This is a genomic window from Microbacterium sp. 70-16 (assembly GCF_001898315.1).
In the GTDB taxonomy this organism is placed as follows: domain Bacteria; phylum Actinomycetota; class Actinomycetes; order Actinomycetales; family Microbacteriaceae; genus Microbacterium.
The window spans coordinates 200,186-213,555 of the sequence record NZ_MKTQ01000028.1 but is presented as its reverse complement, the minus strand read 5'-3'; the positions used below and the strand labels follow the sequence as shown (position 1 = coordinate 213,555).

The following is a 13,370-nucleotide window of genomic DNA, read 5'->3' as shown; positions in this document are numbered from 1 at the left end:
CCGCGCGGTCACTCCGCGGTGCGGCGTGCCTCCCAGCCGGTGCGCACCATCTCGTCGACCGTGTACCGGTTCGCCCAGTCGAGGTCGCGCGCGGCGAGCTCGCCCGTCGCGACGATGCGGTCGGGGTCTCCTGGGCGACGCGGGCCGATCTTCGGGGTGAAATCGATGCCGGTGACGCGCGCCATGGCATCCATGATCTGCTTCACCGACAGGCCGTTGCGCGATCCGAGGTTGTAGGCGGCCTCGATCGGGGCGCCGGATGCCAGGCGCTGCGCGGCGACGACATGGGCGGCCGCGATGTCGCCGACGTGCACGTAGTCGCGCACGTTCGTGCCGTCTTCGGTGTCATAGTCGTCGCCGTTGATCTGCGGCGTCTCGCCCGCGAGCAGCTTCTCAAACACGATCGGGAACAGGTTGTGCGGGCTCGTGTCGTAGACGACCGGGTCGGCCGAGCCGACGACGTTGAAGTAGCGCAGCGACGTGTGCCGCAGTGGCTGCGGGTCGGATGCCGTGGCGATGCCCTGATCACGCAGCAGCCACTCGCCGATGAGCTTGGACTCGCCGTACGGCGACGCGGGCCGCTTGGGCAGGTCTTCGGTCACGAGCGGCACGTCGGGGGTGCCGTAGACCGCGGCGCTCGAGGAGAACACGATGTTGTGCACACCGGCATCCGCCATCGCCTGCAGCACGACGCGCGTGCCCTCGACGTTCTGCTCGTACGTGTGCAGCGGACGCTGCACCGAGACTCCAGCGTACTTGAAGCCCGCGACGTGGATGACGCCCTGCACGTCGTGCTCGCGCATCGCGCCGACCAGCAGCTCGCGGTCCAGGATCGAGCCGCGGACGAAGGGCACGCCCTCGGGTACGAACGCGGCGTGGCCGCTGGAGAGGTCGTCGACGACGACCGGGTCGATGCCCGCCGCCGCCAGTGCGCGCACGACGTGCGCCCCGATGTATCCCGCGCCTCCGGTGACGAGCCAGCTCATTCGTACTCCCATCCTCGACGTTCACTCTAGCGTGGTGGCGCTCGACCGTGTTGACGATAACATGGTATCCATGCCAGCGCGCACTTTCACCATCGGCGAGCACGACTTCCTGCTCGATGGACAGCCCCATCGCGTCATCTCCGGAGCACTGCACTACTTCCGAGTGCACCCCGACCAGTGGCGAGACCGCATCCGCATGGGACGCATGATGGGCCTCAACACGATCGAGACCTACGTCGCGTGGAACGAGCACGCCCCCGAAGAGGGCGTCTTCGACACGACCGGACGCCTCGACCTTGCGCGGTTCCTGCGCGAGGTTCAGGAGGAGGGCATGCATGCGATCGTGCGGCCCGGGCCCTACATCTGCGCCGAGTTCGACGGCGGCGGCCTGCCCGCATGGCTGCTGCGCAAGCCCGGCGTGCGCGTCCGCTCGCTCGAGCCGGGCTATCTCGCGGCCGTCACCGACTACCTCCAGCGCGTGCTCGAGATCGTCGCGCCGCTGCAGATCGACCGCGGCGGGCCCGTCACACTGCTGCAGGTCGAGAACGAGTACGGCGCCGACGGAGCCGACCACGACTACCTGCGCGCGCTCACGCAGATCTTCCGCGCTGCAGGCATCACCGTCCCCCTCACGACGGTCGATCAGCCCGAGCCGGCGATGCTCGCGGCAGGGACGATCCCCGAGCTGCACGCGACGGGCTCGTTCGGATCGCGCGCCGCCGACCGCCTCGCCGCGCTACGCGTGCAGCAGCCGACCGGACCGCTCATGTGCAGCGAATTCTGGTGCGGCTGGTTCGACCACTGGGGTGCGCACCACCACACGACGGATGCCGAGGCCAGCGCCCGCGAACTCGACGAGCTGCTGGCTGCCGGGGCATCCGTCAACGTCTACATGCTGCACGGCGGCACCAACTTCGGGCTGACCAACGGTGCGAACGACAAGGGGGTGTACCAGCCGACGGTGACGAGCTACGACTATGACTCTCCGCTGGATGAGGCCGGGCGCCCGACCGAGAAGTTCTGGGCGTTCCGCGAGGTGATCTCGCGCTATGCGCCGGTACCCGAGTTCCCGCGCACGGAGCGCCTGCCGCTGCACGTGCCGGTTGCCGCGCCGCTGCGCCCCGTCGGCGCGCTCGCCGATCTCGCGCCTGCTGATGGGGTGGCTTTCGAGGCGGTGCCGACGATGGATGACCTCGGCATCTCGCGCGGGTTCGCCCGCTACCGCACCGTGCTCGACGACGGACCCGAGCCCGGCGTACTGGCGTTCGCTGAAGTGCGCGATCGCGCCTGGGTGTCGCTCGACGGGGTGCCGGTCGGCGTGCTGGCGCGAGAGGAGCACGCGTTCGCGATCACGCTGCCGCGCGGCGAAGGGGTGCTCGAGATCCTCGTCGAAGATGAGGGCCGGGTGAACTACGGGCCGCGCATCGGCGAGCCGAAGGGGCTCATCGGCCCGGCGACCTTCCGCGGCGTACCGAAAGCAGGCTGGATCGCATCGCCGGTGCCGCTGGATGCCTTCGAGAGCGGGTTGAGCCTGCTTTCGGTAGACGCGGAGGCAGCGCCGACCGCCGGGGCGGCCGTGCATCAGGCGATCGTGAGCCTTGACGCGCCGACCGACCTGTCGCTGTCGACGGCGGGCCTCGGCAAGGGGCTCGTGTGGGTGAACGGGTTCTGCCTCGGCCGCTACTGGCGCAAGGGTCCGCAGCGCAGCCTGTTCGTGCCGGCTCCGGCGACGCGTGCCGGCGAGAACGTCATCACGGTGCTCGAGCTCGAGGCGCTCAGCGCGCCGGTGCTGACCTTCCTCGACGACCTCGACCTCGGGCACACCGAGTACTGAGTCGGCGGCCGAGGTACGGTGGCGTGGGTCCGGTGCTGGTGGCACGGCGGCCGGGGTTGCGGTGCCGCGCCGGGCGCCGGTTCAGGCGCCCGTCACGATCGCGTTGTCGAGTTCGTCGGTGTCGACGCCGTCGCGCAGCGCGCGGTTGGTGAGCAGCACCCACGCAAGCCCCGCGCTCGGGTGCACCCAGAACTCGGTCCCGGCCCAACCGCCGTGACCGAACGCGTCGCGGTCGATCAGGCCCGGAGCGCGCGTGCGCAGGTTCCACGCAAAGCCCCAGTCCTGACCCCGCTCGGCGGGGTACGGATCGAGCCGCGGGATCGCGCCCGTCAGCGGGCGTCGCATCATCGCGAGTGTGCGCGGGTGCAGGATGCCACCGGACGCGCCGCCGCCGATGCGCAGCAGCTCGGCACCGAGGGCGAGCAGGTCGACGGCCCGGCCCGACATGCCCGCGCCGGGGTGGCGCAGCGCGGCGAAGCGCGCCATGTCGAGCCCGGCTTCGGCCGCGTCAACGACGGGCACTGTGTCGGTCAGGTCGAGCGCGAGTCCGTCCGCGCCGATTGCGGCGGCCCAGTCGGCGACGCCGGCATCCCACGTCGTGCCGGTCGCGTGCTCGATGAGCGCGGCGACTCCCTCGAACGCCAGCGTCGAGTAGCGCGATGCGGCGCCGGCGGCGAAGTCGCGACCCCGCGTGACCAGTTCGGTGCGCAGCGGCACGGGAGTGTCGAGCGGCGGTTCGTAGACGCCCGACGTGTGACTGACGAGATGCCACAGCCGCACGATGTCGTCGCGGCGCGAGCCGAAAGTGGGCAGGGCATCCGTCAGCGGTGTCATCGGCGAGAGCCGCCCACGTTCGACCGCGCGGGCAGCGGTGATGCCGCACAGCACCTTCGTGATGGAGAACAGCGCGTAGCGGTCGTCGGTGTGTGCCCCGATCGCGTCGAGCGCGACGATGCCGTCGGCGGTCGCGACGCCGAGGACGGCGCCGGGCAGCCGCCCTGCGGCGACGTGGCGACGCGCCCAGTCGAACGCGGCAGAGTAGGGGGCGCTCATGTGGTCAGCCCGTTCAGCCGCTCCGCGATGAGCGCGAGCGCGTCGGCGGCGCCGGGGCGCTCGGGGCGGTTGAGGAATCCGTGATCGGTGCCCGCCTGCACGACGAGCCCGATGTCGCGCCCGGCGTCGCGTAGCGTCTGCGCGAAGACTTCGGCCGAGACGCTCAACTCGTCGACCTCGGCGTCGACGATGAGCGTGCGCGGGTAGGCGTGCAGGTCCGCCGCGGTCGCGAGCGCAGGTGCCGCGGCCACAGGAGCCTCCTCGGCCGGGGTGCCAAGGTAGTTCTCGTACATGCCCCGCACGACGGCCGGGCCGAACCGGTCGGCGGCGGGATCAGCATCGAGGGCCGCGCGCAGTGCGGCGCCTGGCGCGGGCTGCACGGCGAGCAGCGTCGGGTACGCGAGCACGACGAGATCGGGCGCCGTCGCGGCGTCCGCCAGTTGCAGCGCCGCGGCGGCGGCGAGGTTGGCGCCGGCGCTAGCCCCTCCGATCGCGAGGTGGTCGATGCCGAGCTGTGCGCGCTGCGCCCAGACCTGCGCCCACGCGGCGAGCACGTCGTCGAGGGGCACGGGGAAGTGGATGCCGTCGACGGCGAGCCGGTAGTCGACGCTCGCGACGGTGATGCCGGCGGCCGCGAGTGTGCGGGCGACGTGGTCGGCCTCAGGCATGTCGAGGTCGCCGCCCGCGAATCCGCCGCCGTGCAGCCAGACGAGGCCTGGTCGCTGGGGCGTCGCGGGCGCGGGTGCGGAGCCCGTGGGTTTCGAGCCTGCGGGCTCGGTCGCCGGATAGATCCGGATCGGCGTCGTCATTGCGGTCCTCTCGTGGCACGGGCATCCGTCGCCCGGCGTGATCACCGTATCGGATAGCGCTTTCCCGGTGGAAGCCCTAGGGTAGCGACAGGGTGGCGACAGCCCCTCATCCAGCGAGAACCTCACCGCGGAGCACTCATGCAGCTCGACGACACCGTGCCCGGTCGCCTCGTCGTGCGCGACGGCGGCACCGCGCTGCTCGAGTACGTCTACGCGCCGACGGAGCCGCAGGTCGAGTCGCCGCGGCCTTACGCGCTGCTGCGCACGCGCGCGGGCGTGGCGGTCACGGCGTATCGTCCCGCCGACCACGTCTGGCACAAGGGGCTGTCGCTCGCGCTGCCGGCGGTCGGGCCGCACAACTTCTGGGGTGGACCCACCTACGTCCGGGGCGAGGGCTACGTGCAGCTGCCCAACAACGGTGCGCAGGTGCACCGCGCGTTCACCCGCTGCGCGCCCGGCGGCATCGACGAGACGCTCGACTGGACGGCGCAGGGCGGCGCGACCGTGCTCGCCGAACAGCGCTCGCTGACGGTGCGAGCGGTGAGCGACACCGCGTGGGCGCTGACGTGGCGCAGCGCGCTGACGAACATCTCGCAAGCGCCGCTGGCGTTCGGGTCGCCCACGACGAAGGGCCGCCCCGATGCAGGGTACGCGGGCATCTTCTGGCGCGGGCCCGCGGGGTTCACGGGCGGCGAGATCCTCGGCGCGGGTGGCGCGGCAGGTGCGGGTAGCGCGGGTGGCGCGCTCGGCGTCGGCGGCGTTGCCGGCGCAGGTGTCGCCACGGATGCAGGCGGCCCTACGCATCCGGTCGGCGACGCCGCGCGCGGCGAGCCCGCCCCGTGGCTCGCCTTCGTCGCGCCGGACCGCACCGCGGGCATCCTGATGATGGATGCCACGGATGCCCCCACCCCCGCCGGCAACCCCTGGTTCGCCCGCAGCGCCGAGTACGCGGGACTGAACCCCGCGCCGTTCTTCCACCGCGAGGCCGTCCTCGCGCCCGGCGCGACGATGGTGCTCGCCGCGGCCCTCATCATCGGCGACGCGGACGTCTCGTCGTACGCCCCATCGTTCGGCGCGGAACTCGTCGCCGAGCTGCGATCCTCGGAGGCATCCGCATGACCCGAACCCTGCGCTGCGCCCTCGTCGGCACGGGCGCCGTCGCTCAGCTGCACGCTCGCGCCGTCGCCGCCCACCCGCACGCCGAGCTCGTCGCGGTCACCGATCTCAGCCGCGCCGCGGCCGACGATTTCGCCGGTCAGTGGGGCGGGTCGGACGTGTACGACTCGCTTGACGCGCTGCTGGCGGCCGAGCATCCCGACGTCGTCCTGATCTGCACGCCGCCCGCGGTGCACCGCGAGCAGACCCTCGCTGCGTTCGCCGCAGGCGCGCACGTCATCGTCGAGAAGCCGCCGGCGCTCTCGCTCGACGAGCTCGACGAGATGCGCGCCGCGGCCGTGACAGCCGATCGCCGGCTGGCGGTCGTGTTCCAGCAGCGCACGGGCACGGCCGCCGCGCACGTCCGCGGACTATTGCGCTCGGGCGCGCTCGGCCGGCCGCTGATCGCCGTGTGCGAGACGCTCTGGTACCGCGATGCGGACTATTTCGCCGTGCCGTGGCGCGGCACGTGGCAGAGCGAGGGGGGAGGGACGACTCTCGGCCACGGCATCCATCAGCTCGATCTGCTCGCCTATCTGCTCGGCGACTGGACGAGTGTGCAGGGGCGACTGTGGCGCCTCGATCGCGAGACGCAGACCGAGGATGCCTCGACGGCCACCGTCACCTTCGCGGGTGGCGTCGTCGCGCAGGTGGTGACGAGCGCCGTCTCGCCGCGGCAGACGAGCTCGATCCGCATCGACACGCAGAAGGCGACCGTCACCGTCGACCACCTCTATGGGCACGGGCACGAGAACTGGGCGATCACTCCCGCGCCCGGCTTCGAGGCCGAGGCGGAGGCGTGGGCGCTGCCTGATGTCGAGGAGCGCAGCGATCATGCGCCGCTGTTGCGCGACGTGTTCGACGCCCTGCTGTCGGGGGCGCCGCTGCCCGATACCGCCGACGAGCCGGCGCGCTCGTTCGAGCTGGTCGCGGCGATCTATGCCTCGGCCGCGGCGGACGGCGCCCTCGTCACACCGGACGCGCTCGCCGCGCACCCCACGCACCGCGCGGGCTTCGAGAGCCCCGTGACCGAGATGCGGCCTCGGTGAGGCGAGACCTCTTTCGCGATCCGGTGTACGACGGTGCGACCGACCCGCTCGTCGTGATCCGCGAGGGCGTGTGGTGGATGTTCTACACGCAGCGCCGGGCGAGCCATCCCGATCCGGGGCCGGGCGTCACGTGGGTGCACGGTACCCGGATCGGCGTCGCTTGTTCGTCCGATGGCGTGCGATGGACGTACGCCGGAACGCTCGAGCCGGATGCCTCGGGGCTGAGCTTGGTGCCGGGCGCGCCACCGGCGGTCACCACCGTGACGCACTGGGCGCCGGAGGTGATCCACGACGGAAGGCGCTGGCGGATGTACCTCACCGAGATCGACGGGGTCCCCGACCGGTGGGAGGGCTTCGCGCGGCGCATCGTCGAGTACGTCTCGGACGACGTCGCCTCGTGGCACCGCGTCGGCCCGCTCGAGCTGTCGAGCGACCGTGTCATCGACGCCGCCGTCGCGCGGTGTCCGGACGGGCGGTGGCGGATCTGGTACAAGGACGAGGCCGCGGACTCGGTCACGATGGTCGCCTCGTCTCCGGACCTGCGCACGTGGACCCTCGACGGCGTCGCGATCGGCGGGCGCCCGCACGAGGGCCCGAGCGGGTTCGCCCTCGGCGGCTGGTGGTGGATGATCGTCGACGAGTGGCGGGGGATGGGTGTCTACCGCTCGGCCGACGCCGTCGGCTGGGAGCGCCAGGGCGGCGCGGATCAGGTCATCCTCGGGGCGAGGTCGGGGGCGGGGCCATTGCCGCGCGGCCACCACGGAGCACCCGTGCGCGAGGGCGACCGCCTCTGGTACTACTTCTTCGGGCATCCGTCTGCCCTCGGCGACGCCACGCGCGAGCCCGACGGCGGCGTGCCGGACGACCGCCGCAGCGCGGTCTTCCGCGTTGAGTTGCGCGTCGCCGATGGCATCCTCACCGTCGTCGAGTGACCGCCGCGCGCGTTCATCCGTCCGTTGTTGTCGCTCCCCGTGCCGCGATGCAGCGATTCGGGACGGATGAGCGCGGTGGATGCCGCGCCGTCACGCCGGCCGGGCGCACAGACCCCACCCCACTCTCGGGTGTGACCGGTAACATCGATCGCGGGAAGAAGAGCTGGAAAACGCTTCCCCGAAGTCTTGCGAATCGTTTCAACGCGTAGTACCGTAACCGGCAAGCGCTTTCCCGAGCACCGAGGCGGGCGCACCGCACACACGGACAAGGAACGTTCGCGCAGCAGGCACTCAGAACGCGGACGTTCACAGAGAGGACAAAGATGTTCAGCACCAAGCGGCTTGTCGCGGGGCTCGCCCTGGCGACCAGCGCGGCCCTCGCCCTCGCGGGCTGCTCCGGCAGCTCCGCTCCGGCATCCAGCTACGATCCCGACGAGGAAGTCACGCTCAACTTCACCTGGTGGGGCAACGACGACCGCGCCGCCCGCTACCAGAAGCTCATCGACGCGTTCAACGTCGAGCACCCGAACATCACGATCAACGGCCAGTTCACCGACTTCGCCGCCTACTGGGAGAAGCGCCAGACCGAAGCGGCCGGCGGCGGCCTGCCCGACGTGTGGCAGTTCTCCGACAGCTACCTGCGCCAGTACGCCGAGCCCGGCTACGTGCTCGACCTGGGCACGGTCTCGGACTACATCGACTTCTCGACGTTCGACGACTCGCTGCTGGGCACCGGCCAGCTCGGCGGCACGCAGTACTCGCTGCCGACCGGTTACAGCGCGTGGGCGAACTTCGTCAACGACGACGTGATCGCGGCGAACGGCCTGACCGAGCCCGAGGGTGGCACGACGTTCGACGAGTTCTACGACTGGATGGCACAGACGACGGATGCCACGGGTGGCGCCGTCTACGGCGGTACCGACGTGACCCAGCGCATCCAGACCTTCGAGCTCGCGCTGCGTGCCGAGGGCAAGAACCTCTACACCGACGACGGCAAGCTCGGCTTCACCGAGGACGAGCTGACCGCGTTCTGGGAGTCGGGCCAGACGCTGCGCGACGGTGTCGCGATTCCGCAGAGCACGCTCGAGGAGATCAGCCCCAAGTCGGGCTTCGGCGCGGGACTGACCGCGACAGAGACGAGCTGGAGCAACTTCCTCGGCGGCTACCTCGCCGACTCGGGCGCATCGTCGATCTCGATGATCGCGCCGCCGACGGCGAAGGTCGGCTCGAAGGACCTCTACCGTCAGGCCGGCCTGCAGATGGCCATCTCGGCCAACACCGAGCACCCCGAGGCGGCGGCGCTGTTCCTCGACTTCGTGGTCAACAGCCCCGAGGCGGGCGAGATCTTCGGCACGACGCTCGGCTACCCGGCATCCTCTTCGAAGCTCGCCGGTGCCGTGCTGGAAGGCGCCGACAAGCAGGTCGCTGACTACCTCGACTCGGTCGCCGACCGCATCGGTGACGCCCCGCCGGTTCCCGTCGTCGGCTACGGCTCGCTCGAGCAGAAGTTCTGGGACCTCGGCAAGGCGCTGGGCCTGGGCGCTCTCACGATCGACGAAGCCGTCAAGCAGTTCTTCGCCGAGGCGGACGTCGTCCTGCAGGGCTGAGCCCCGCACAACCCAGGAGTACCACCATGGCTATGGAATCGAACGCTGTGATCGAACTCGGTGAAGCGGTCGAGACCGCCCCCCGCGCGGCGGATGACCGCCGGGCGGGGGGAGCCCCCCGCCGTGGAAGCATGCTGCGGCGACGCGAGAACGCGGCGGGGTACCTGTTCCTGTCGCCCTGGCTGCTCGGCTTCTTCGCCCTGACCGCCGGGCCGATGCTGTTCTCTCTGTATCTCGCATTCACGAACTACAACATCTTCAGTCCGCCGAAGTGGATCGGCCTCGGCAACTTCGAGCGCATGCTGCAGGACGACGTGTGGTGGGACTCGGTCCGCATCACCCTGATCTACGTCCTCGTCGGCACCCCGATCAAGCTGGCCGCCGCCCTCGGCGTCGCGATGCTGCTGAACTTCCGTAGCCGCGGCACGGGCTTCTTCCGCTCCGCGTTCTATGCCCCGTCGCTGATCGGCGCGAGCGTCAGCATCGCGATCGTGTGGCGCGCGATGTTCTCCACCGGCGGCCCCGTCGACAGCTCCCTGAGCCTGTTCGGCATCGACATCGGCGGCTGGGTCGGGGTTCCCGCCCTCATCCTCCCGATGATGATCTTGCTGGCCGTCTGGCAGTTCGGCGCGCCGATGGTGATCTTCCTCGCGGGGCTCAAGCAAGTGCCGCAGGAGCTGTACGAAGCGGCATCCGTCGACGGTGCCGGGCCCTTCCGCAAGTTCGGCAGCGTCACGCTGCCGATGCTCTCGCCCGTCATCTTCTTCAACCTGCTGCTCGAGATGATCCACGCGTTCCAGATCTTCGCGTCGGCGTACATCATCGGGTCGGGCACGGGTGGACCTGCCGGCGCCACCAACTTCTACACCGTGTACCTCTACACGCGGGCGTTCACGAACGCGCAGATGGGCTACGCCTCGGCGATGGCCTGGGCGCTGCTGATCGTCGTCGCCCTGATCGCCTTCATCATGTTCCGCACCTCGAACTCGTGGGTGCACTACGCGGGAGACAACCGATGACCGCCGCGAACCTCGAGACCATCACCGCCGTCCTGCCCAAGGGCGTGAAGCCGCCGCGTCGCCGTTACGGCAAGCGCAGGGCCTGGCAGACCGTCATCTGGGTGATCGTCATGCTCGCGCTGACCGCGATCATCCTTTATCCGCTCGCATGGATGATCTCGGCATCGTTCAAGCCGACCGCCGAGTTCGGCGCGAACCAGGGCTTCTTCCCGCATAACCCGACGATCGACAACTACTTCAAGGTCGCCGAGGGCGTCGGCGGCGTGCCGCTGTGGCAGTTCTTCGCGAACTCATTCATCCTCGCGATCGGCTCGGTCATCGGCACCGTGATGTCGGCGTCGCTGGCGGCATATGCCTTCGCACGCATCCGCTTCAAGGGGTCGGGCGTGTGGTTCGCCGTCATGATCGGCACGCTGCTGCTGCCGTTCCACGTGCTGATCATCCCGCAGTACATGCTGTACCGCGGTCTCGGCCTCGTCGACACGTTCGTGCCGCTGCTGCTGGGCAAGTTCCTCGCGACGGAAGCCTTCTTCGTCTTCCTCGTCGTGCAGTTCATCCGCGCCCTGCCGCGCGACATGGATGAGGCGGCGCGCATCGACGGGTGCGGGCACTGGCGGATCTACTGGTCGATCATCCTGCCGCTGGTCAAGCCGGCGCTCGTGACGGCATCCATCTTCGCGTTCATCTGGAGCTGGAACGACTTCCTCGGGCCGCTGCTGTACTTGAACTCGACCGAGATGTACCCGCTGCCGCTCGCGCTGCGCGTCTTCAACGACCAGACGTCGACGTCGGACTACGGCGCGACCGTCGCGGTGTCGGTGCTGGCGCTGCTGCCGATCCTGATCTTCTTCATCATCTTCCAGCGCTTCCTCGTCGAGGGCGTCTCCACGCAGGGGCTGAAGGGATGACCCGCGAGCAGCGCCAAGCGGACCGCCGCGCGCGCAGCGACCGCCGTGCCCGCCGTGCCCGCCGTGCCCGCCCCGAGGTCGACGGCAGCGTCCTGCGCTGGCCGGGTGCCCGGCAGCGGTTCGCCCTCTTCGGCGAAGTGCTGTGGGTCGGCGCGCTCATGGCGCTCGTCAGCATCCCGATCGTGACCTGGCCGGCCCCCGTCGCCGCGGGCTCGGCGCACCTGCGCCGGTTCGTGCATGCCGAGGCGACGCCCGCGTCGGCCTTCTTCGCCGACGTCCGCGCAGCGCTGCCGGGTGGGCTCGTGGTCGGCGCCGCGACGACGGCCCTCGCCGCACTCGCCGGCGTCGAACTGGCTCTGCTGGCAGGGGGTGTCGTGCCGGGCGCCCTCGCCGCTGCGCTCGTGGCGGGAGCCGCGGCATCCGTCGCGCTGACGCTCGCCCTCATCGCCGCGAGCCTGTGGTCTCCCGCCGACCGGTGGCTCGCACTCGTGCGGATCGCCCCGCGCATCGCGCGTGCCGACGTCTCGGGGACGGCCTACGTCATCGTCGCCGTGGGGCTCGCGGGCGTCGTGACGTGGCAGTTCCTTCCGCTCGTGATCCCCGCGCTCGGCCTCGTCGCGTTCGCCCTCGTGGCGATCGCCGAGCGGCGCCTCGTGCGCCTGACCGCCGCGGCGAGAGCTGTGCAGCCCGCCTGAACGACGTCAGACTCACGGCCGGATCGGGTTGCGGAAAACGCATTCCCATGCCACGATCGAAGTACGGAAAGCGCTTACCGACTAGCAAACGTCGGTGACGAGAACAGAAGGAACCACCGTGTCAGAGACGACCACCCTCGCCCCCGCACACACCGATGCGACGGCCCCCGCCGTGCGCGAGGTCGGCATCATCATGAACGGCGTCTCGGGCCGCATGGGCTACCGCCAGCACCTCGTGCGGTCGATCCTCGCGATCCGCGACCAGGGCGGCATCGAGCTGCCTGACGGGTCGAAGCTCACCGTCAAGCCGCTGCTGGTCGGGCGCAGCGAGGCAAAGCTCGCCGAGCTCGCCGCGCGCCACGGCATCGACGACTACACGACCGATCTGGATGCCGCGCTCGCCGACCCGCGCTGGGAGATCTACGCCGACTTCCTCGTGACGAAGGCGCGCGCCGCGGCGCTGCGCAAGGCGATCGCCGCCGGCAAGACGATCTACACCGAGAAGCCCACCGCCGAATCTGTCGACGAGGCCCTCGAGCTCGCGAAGCTCGCGGCTGCGGCGGGGGTGAAGACCGGCGTCGTGCACGACAAGCTTTACCTGCCCGGACTGCAGAAGCTGCGCCGCCTCATCGAGTCGGGCTTCTTCGGCCGCATCCTGTCGGTGCGCGGCGAGTTCGGCTACTGGGTCTTCGAGGGCGATTGGCAGGCCGCGCAGCGCCCCAGCTGGAACTACCGCACCGAAGACGGCGGCGGCATCATCGTCGACATGTTCCCGCACTGGAACTACCTGCTCGAGAACCTGTTCGGCGGAGTCCAGAGCGTCTACGCCCAGGCATCCGTGCACATCGCCGACCGCTGGGACGAGCGCGGCGAGCACTACACGGCGACCGCCGAAGACGCCGCCTACGGCATCTTCGAGCTCGCCGGCGGCGTCGTCGCCCAGATCAACTCGTCGTGGACGGTGCGCGTCGATCGCGATGAGCTCGTGCAGTTCCAGGTCGACGGCACGCACGGCTCGGCCGTCGTGGGCCTGTTCGGCGCCAAGATCCAGCACCGCAACCAGACGCCCAAGCCCGTGTGGAACCCCGACCTGGCCGACGAGCACGACTACGACGCCGACTGGGCGCAGGTGCCGACCAACGAGATCTTCCTCAACGGGTTCCGCCAGCAGTGGGAGGAGTTCCTCACCTCCTACGCCCTCGGCACCGACTATCCCTTCGACCTGCTCGCCGGCGCCCGCGGCGTGCTGCTGGCCGAGGCCGGCCTGCAGTCGGCGCGCGAGGGTCGCAAGGTCGAGCTGCCCGAACTGGCCCTGGACTGAGT

Annotated in this window: 12 protein-coding genes; 9 read left to right on the top strand and 3 right to left on the bottom strand. The window is 70.5% G+C overall.

The genetic code is table 11. The features are described 5' to 3' along the window. Positions 1 to 8: 8 nt before the first annotated feature. Complete coding sequence (gene galE, locus BGO46_RS13135) at positions 9 to 986, bottom strand: UDP-glucose 4-epimerase GalE (RefSeq protein ID WP_292675241.1); 978 nt, start codon at positions 984 to 986, stop codon at positions 9 to 11. Positions 987 to 1,047: 61 nt separating this feature from the next. Here galE and BGO46_RS13130 point away from each other — a divergent pair, with 61 nt between their 5' ends. Then, positions 1,048 to 2,820, top strand: coding sequence for a beta-galactosidase (locus tag BGO46_RS13130; protein WP_292675239.1), 1,773 nt, complete (start codon positions 1,048 to 1,050; stop codon positions 2,818 to 2,820). 81 nt (positions 2,821 to 2,901) lie between these two features. On the opposite strand, the gene BGO46_RS13125 is transcribed toward BGO46_RS13130, so the two are convergent. Together BGO46_RS13125 and BGO46_RS13120 are read right to left on the bottom strand one after the other, a co-directional pair. Next, on the bottom strand, positions 2,902 to 3,873 hold the full coding sequence (locus BGO46_RS13125; RefSeq protein WP_292675236.1) for a serine hydrolase domain-containing protein: 972 nt from the start codon (positions 3,871 to 3,873) through the stop codon (positions 2,902 to 2,904). Beyond that, positions 3,870 to 4,682 carry an alpha/beta hydrolase gene (locus BGO46_RS13120; protein WP_292675233.1) on the bottom strand — a complete coding sequence of 271 codons (813 nt, stop codon included), beginning with the start codon at positions 4,680 to 4,682 and terminating at the stop codon, positions 3,870 to 3,872. The genes BGO46_RS13125 and BGO46_RS13120 overlap by 4 nt, the downstream gene beginning before the upstream one ends. 138 nt (positions 4,683 to 4,820) lie before the next feature. Here BGO46_RS13120 and BGO46_RS13115 point away from each other — a divergent pair, with 138 nt between their 5' ends. The 8 genes from BGO46_RS13115 (at position 4,821) to BGO46_RS13080 (ending at position 13,368) form a co-directional block, all read left to right on the top strand. Beyond that, positions 4,821 to 5,801: a PmoA family protein gene (locus BGO46_RS13115; RefSeq protein WP_292675231.1), complete on the top strand. Its 981-nt coding sequence runs from the start codon at positions 4,821 to 4,823 to the stop codon at positions 5,799 to 5,801. Beyond that, a complete protein-coding gene (locus BGO46_RS13110) occupies positions 5,798 to 6,886 on the top strand; it encodes a Gfo/Idh/MocA family oxidoreductase (RefSeq protein WP_292675230.1) in 1,089 nt (362 codons plus the stop codon). Before BGO46_RS13115 ends, BGO46_RS13110 begins: the two co-directional genes overlap by 4 nt. Further along, the gene (locus tag BGO46_RS13105) at positions 6,883 to 7,818 is read left to right on the top strand and encodes a hypothetical protein (protein WP_292675228.1); all 936 of its coding nucleotides are present in this window, start codon (positions 6,883 to 6,885) and stop codon (positions 7,816 to 7,818) included. The genes BGO46_RS13110 and BGO46_RS13105 overlap by 4 nt, the downstream gene beginning before the upstream one ends. 323 nt (positions 7,819 to 8,141) lie before the next feature. Further along, positions 8,142 to 9,425: an extracellular solute-binding protein gene (locus BGO46_RS13100; RefSeq protein ID WP_292675225.1), complete on the top strand. Its 1,284-nt coding sequence runs from the start codon at positions 8,142 to 8,144 to the stop codon at positions 9,423 to 9,425. 131 nt (positions 9,426 to 9,556) lie between these two features. Then, positions 9,557 to 10,444 (top strand): sugar ABC transporter permease, encoded by an 888-nt coding sequence (locus tag BGO46_RS13095; RefSeq protein ID WP_292675429.1) that lies wholly within the window; start codon positions 9,557 to 9,559, stop codon positions 10,442 to 10,444. Beyond that, on the top strand, positions 10,441 to 11,352 hold the full coding sequence (locus tag BGO46_RS13090) for a carbohydrate ABC transporter permease (protein WP_292675223.1): 912 nt from the start codon (positions 10,441 to 10,443) through the stop codon (positions 11,350 to 11,352). The genes BGO46_RS13095 and BGO46_RS13090 overlap by 4 nt, the downstream gene beginning before the upstream one ends. Then, positions 11,349 to 12,047: a hypothetical protein gene (locus BGO46_RS13085; protein ID WP_292675220.1), complete on the top strand. Its 699-nt coding sequence runs from the start codon at positions 11,349 to 11,351 to the stop codon at positions 12,045 to 12,047. Before BGO46_RS13090 ends, BGO46_RS13085 begins: the two co-directional genes overlap by 4 nt. A gap of 193 nt (positions 12,048 to 12,240) precedes the next feature. Then, positions 12,241 to 13,368 (top strand): Gfo/Idh/MocA family oxidoreductase, encoded by a 1,128-nt coding sequence (locus BGO46_RS13080; protein ID WP_292675426.1) that lies wholly within the window; start codon positions 12,241 to 12,243, stop codon positions 13,366 to 13,368. Positions 13,369 to 13,370: the final 2 nt, after the last annotated feature.

What these genes read in the sequence shown, in the direction of transcription:
- BGO46_RS13095 (WP_292675429.1), top strand. Translation starts at nt 9,557, where the DNA reads ATGCTGCGGCGACGCGAGAACGCGGCGGGGTACCTGTTCCTGTCGCCC.
- galE (WP_292675241.1), bottom strand. Translation starts at nt 986, where the DNA reads ATGAGCTGGCTCGTCACCGGAGGCGCGGGATACATCGGGGCGCACGTC.
- BGO46_RS13090 (WP_292675223.1), top strand. Translation starts at nt 10,441, where the DNA reads ATGACCGCCGCGAACCTCGAGACCATCACCGCCGTCCTGCCCAAGGGC.
- BGO46_RS13130 (WP_292675239.1), top strand. Translation starts at nt 1,048, where the DNA reads ATGGTATCCATGCCAGCGCGCACTTTCACCATCGGCGAGCACGACTTC.
- BGO46_RS13110 (WP_292675230.1), top strand. Translation starts at nt 5,798, where the DNA reads ATGACCCGAACCCTGCGCTGCGCCCTCGTCGGCACGGGCGCCGTCGCT.
- BGO46_RS13085 (WP_292675220.1), top strand. Translation starts at nt 11,349, where the DNA reads ATGACCCGCGAGCAGCGCCAAGCGGACCGCCGCGCGCGCAGCGACCGC.
- BGO46_RS13125 (WP_292675236.1), bottom strand. Translation starts at nt 3,873, where the DNA reads ATGAGCGCCCCCTACTCTGCCGCGTTCGACTGGGCGCGTCGCCACGTC.
- BGO46_RS13080 (WP_292675426.1), top strand. Translation starts at nt 12,241, where the DNA reads ATGAACGGCGTCTCGGGCCGCATGGGCTACCGCCAGCACCTCGTGCGG.
- BGO46_RS13100 (WP_292675225.1), top strand. Translation starts at nt 8,142, where the DNA reads ATGTTCAGCACCAAGCGGCTTGTCGCGGGGCTCGCCCTGGCGACCAGC.
- BGO46_RS13115 (WP_292675231.1), top strand. Translation starts at nt 4,821, where the DNA reads ATGCAGCTCGACGACACCGTGCCCGGTCGCCTCGTCGTGCGCGACGGC.
- BGO46_RS13120 (WP_292675233.1), bottom strand. Translation starts at nt 4,682, where the DNA reads ATGACGACGCCGATCCGGATCTATCCGGCGACCGAGCCCGCAGGCTCG.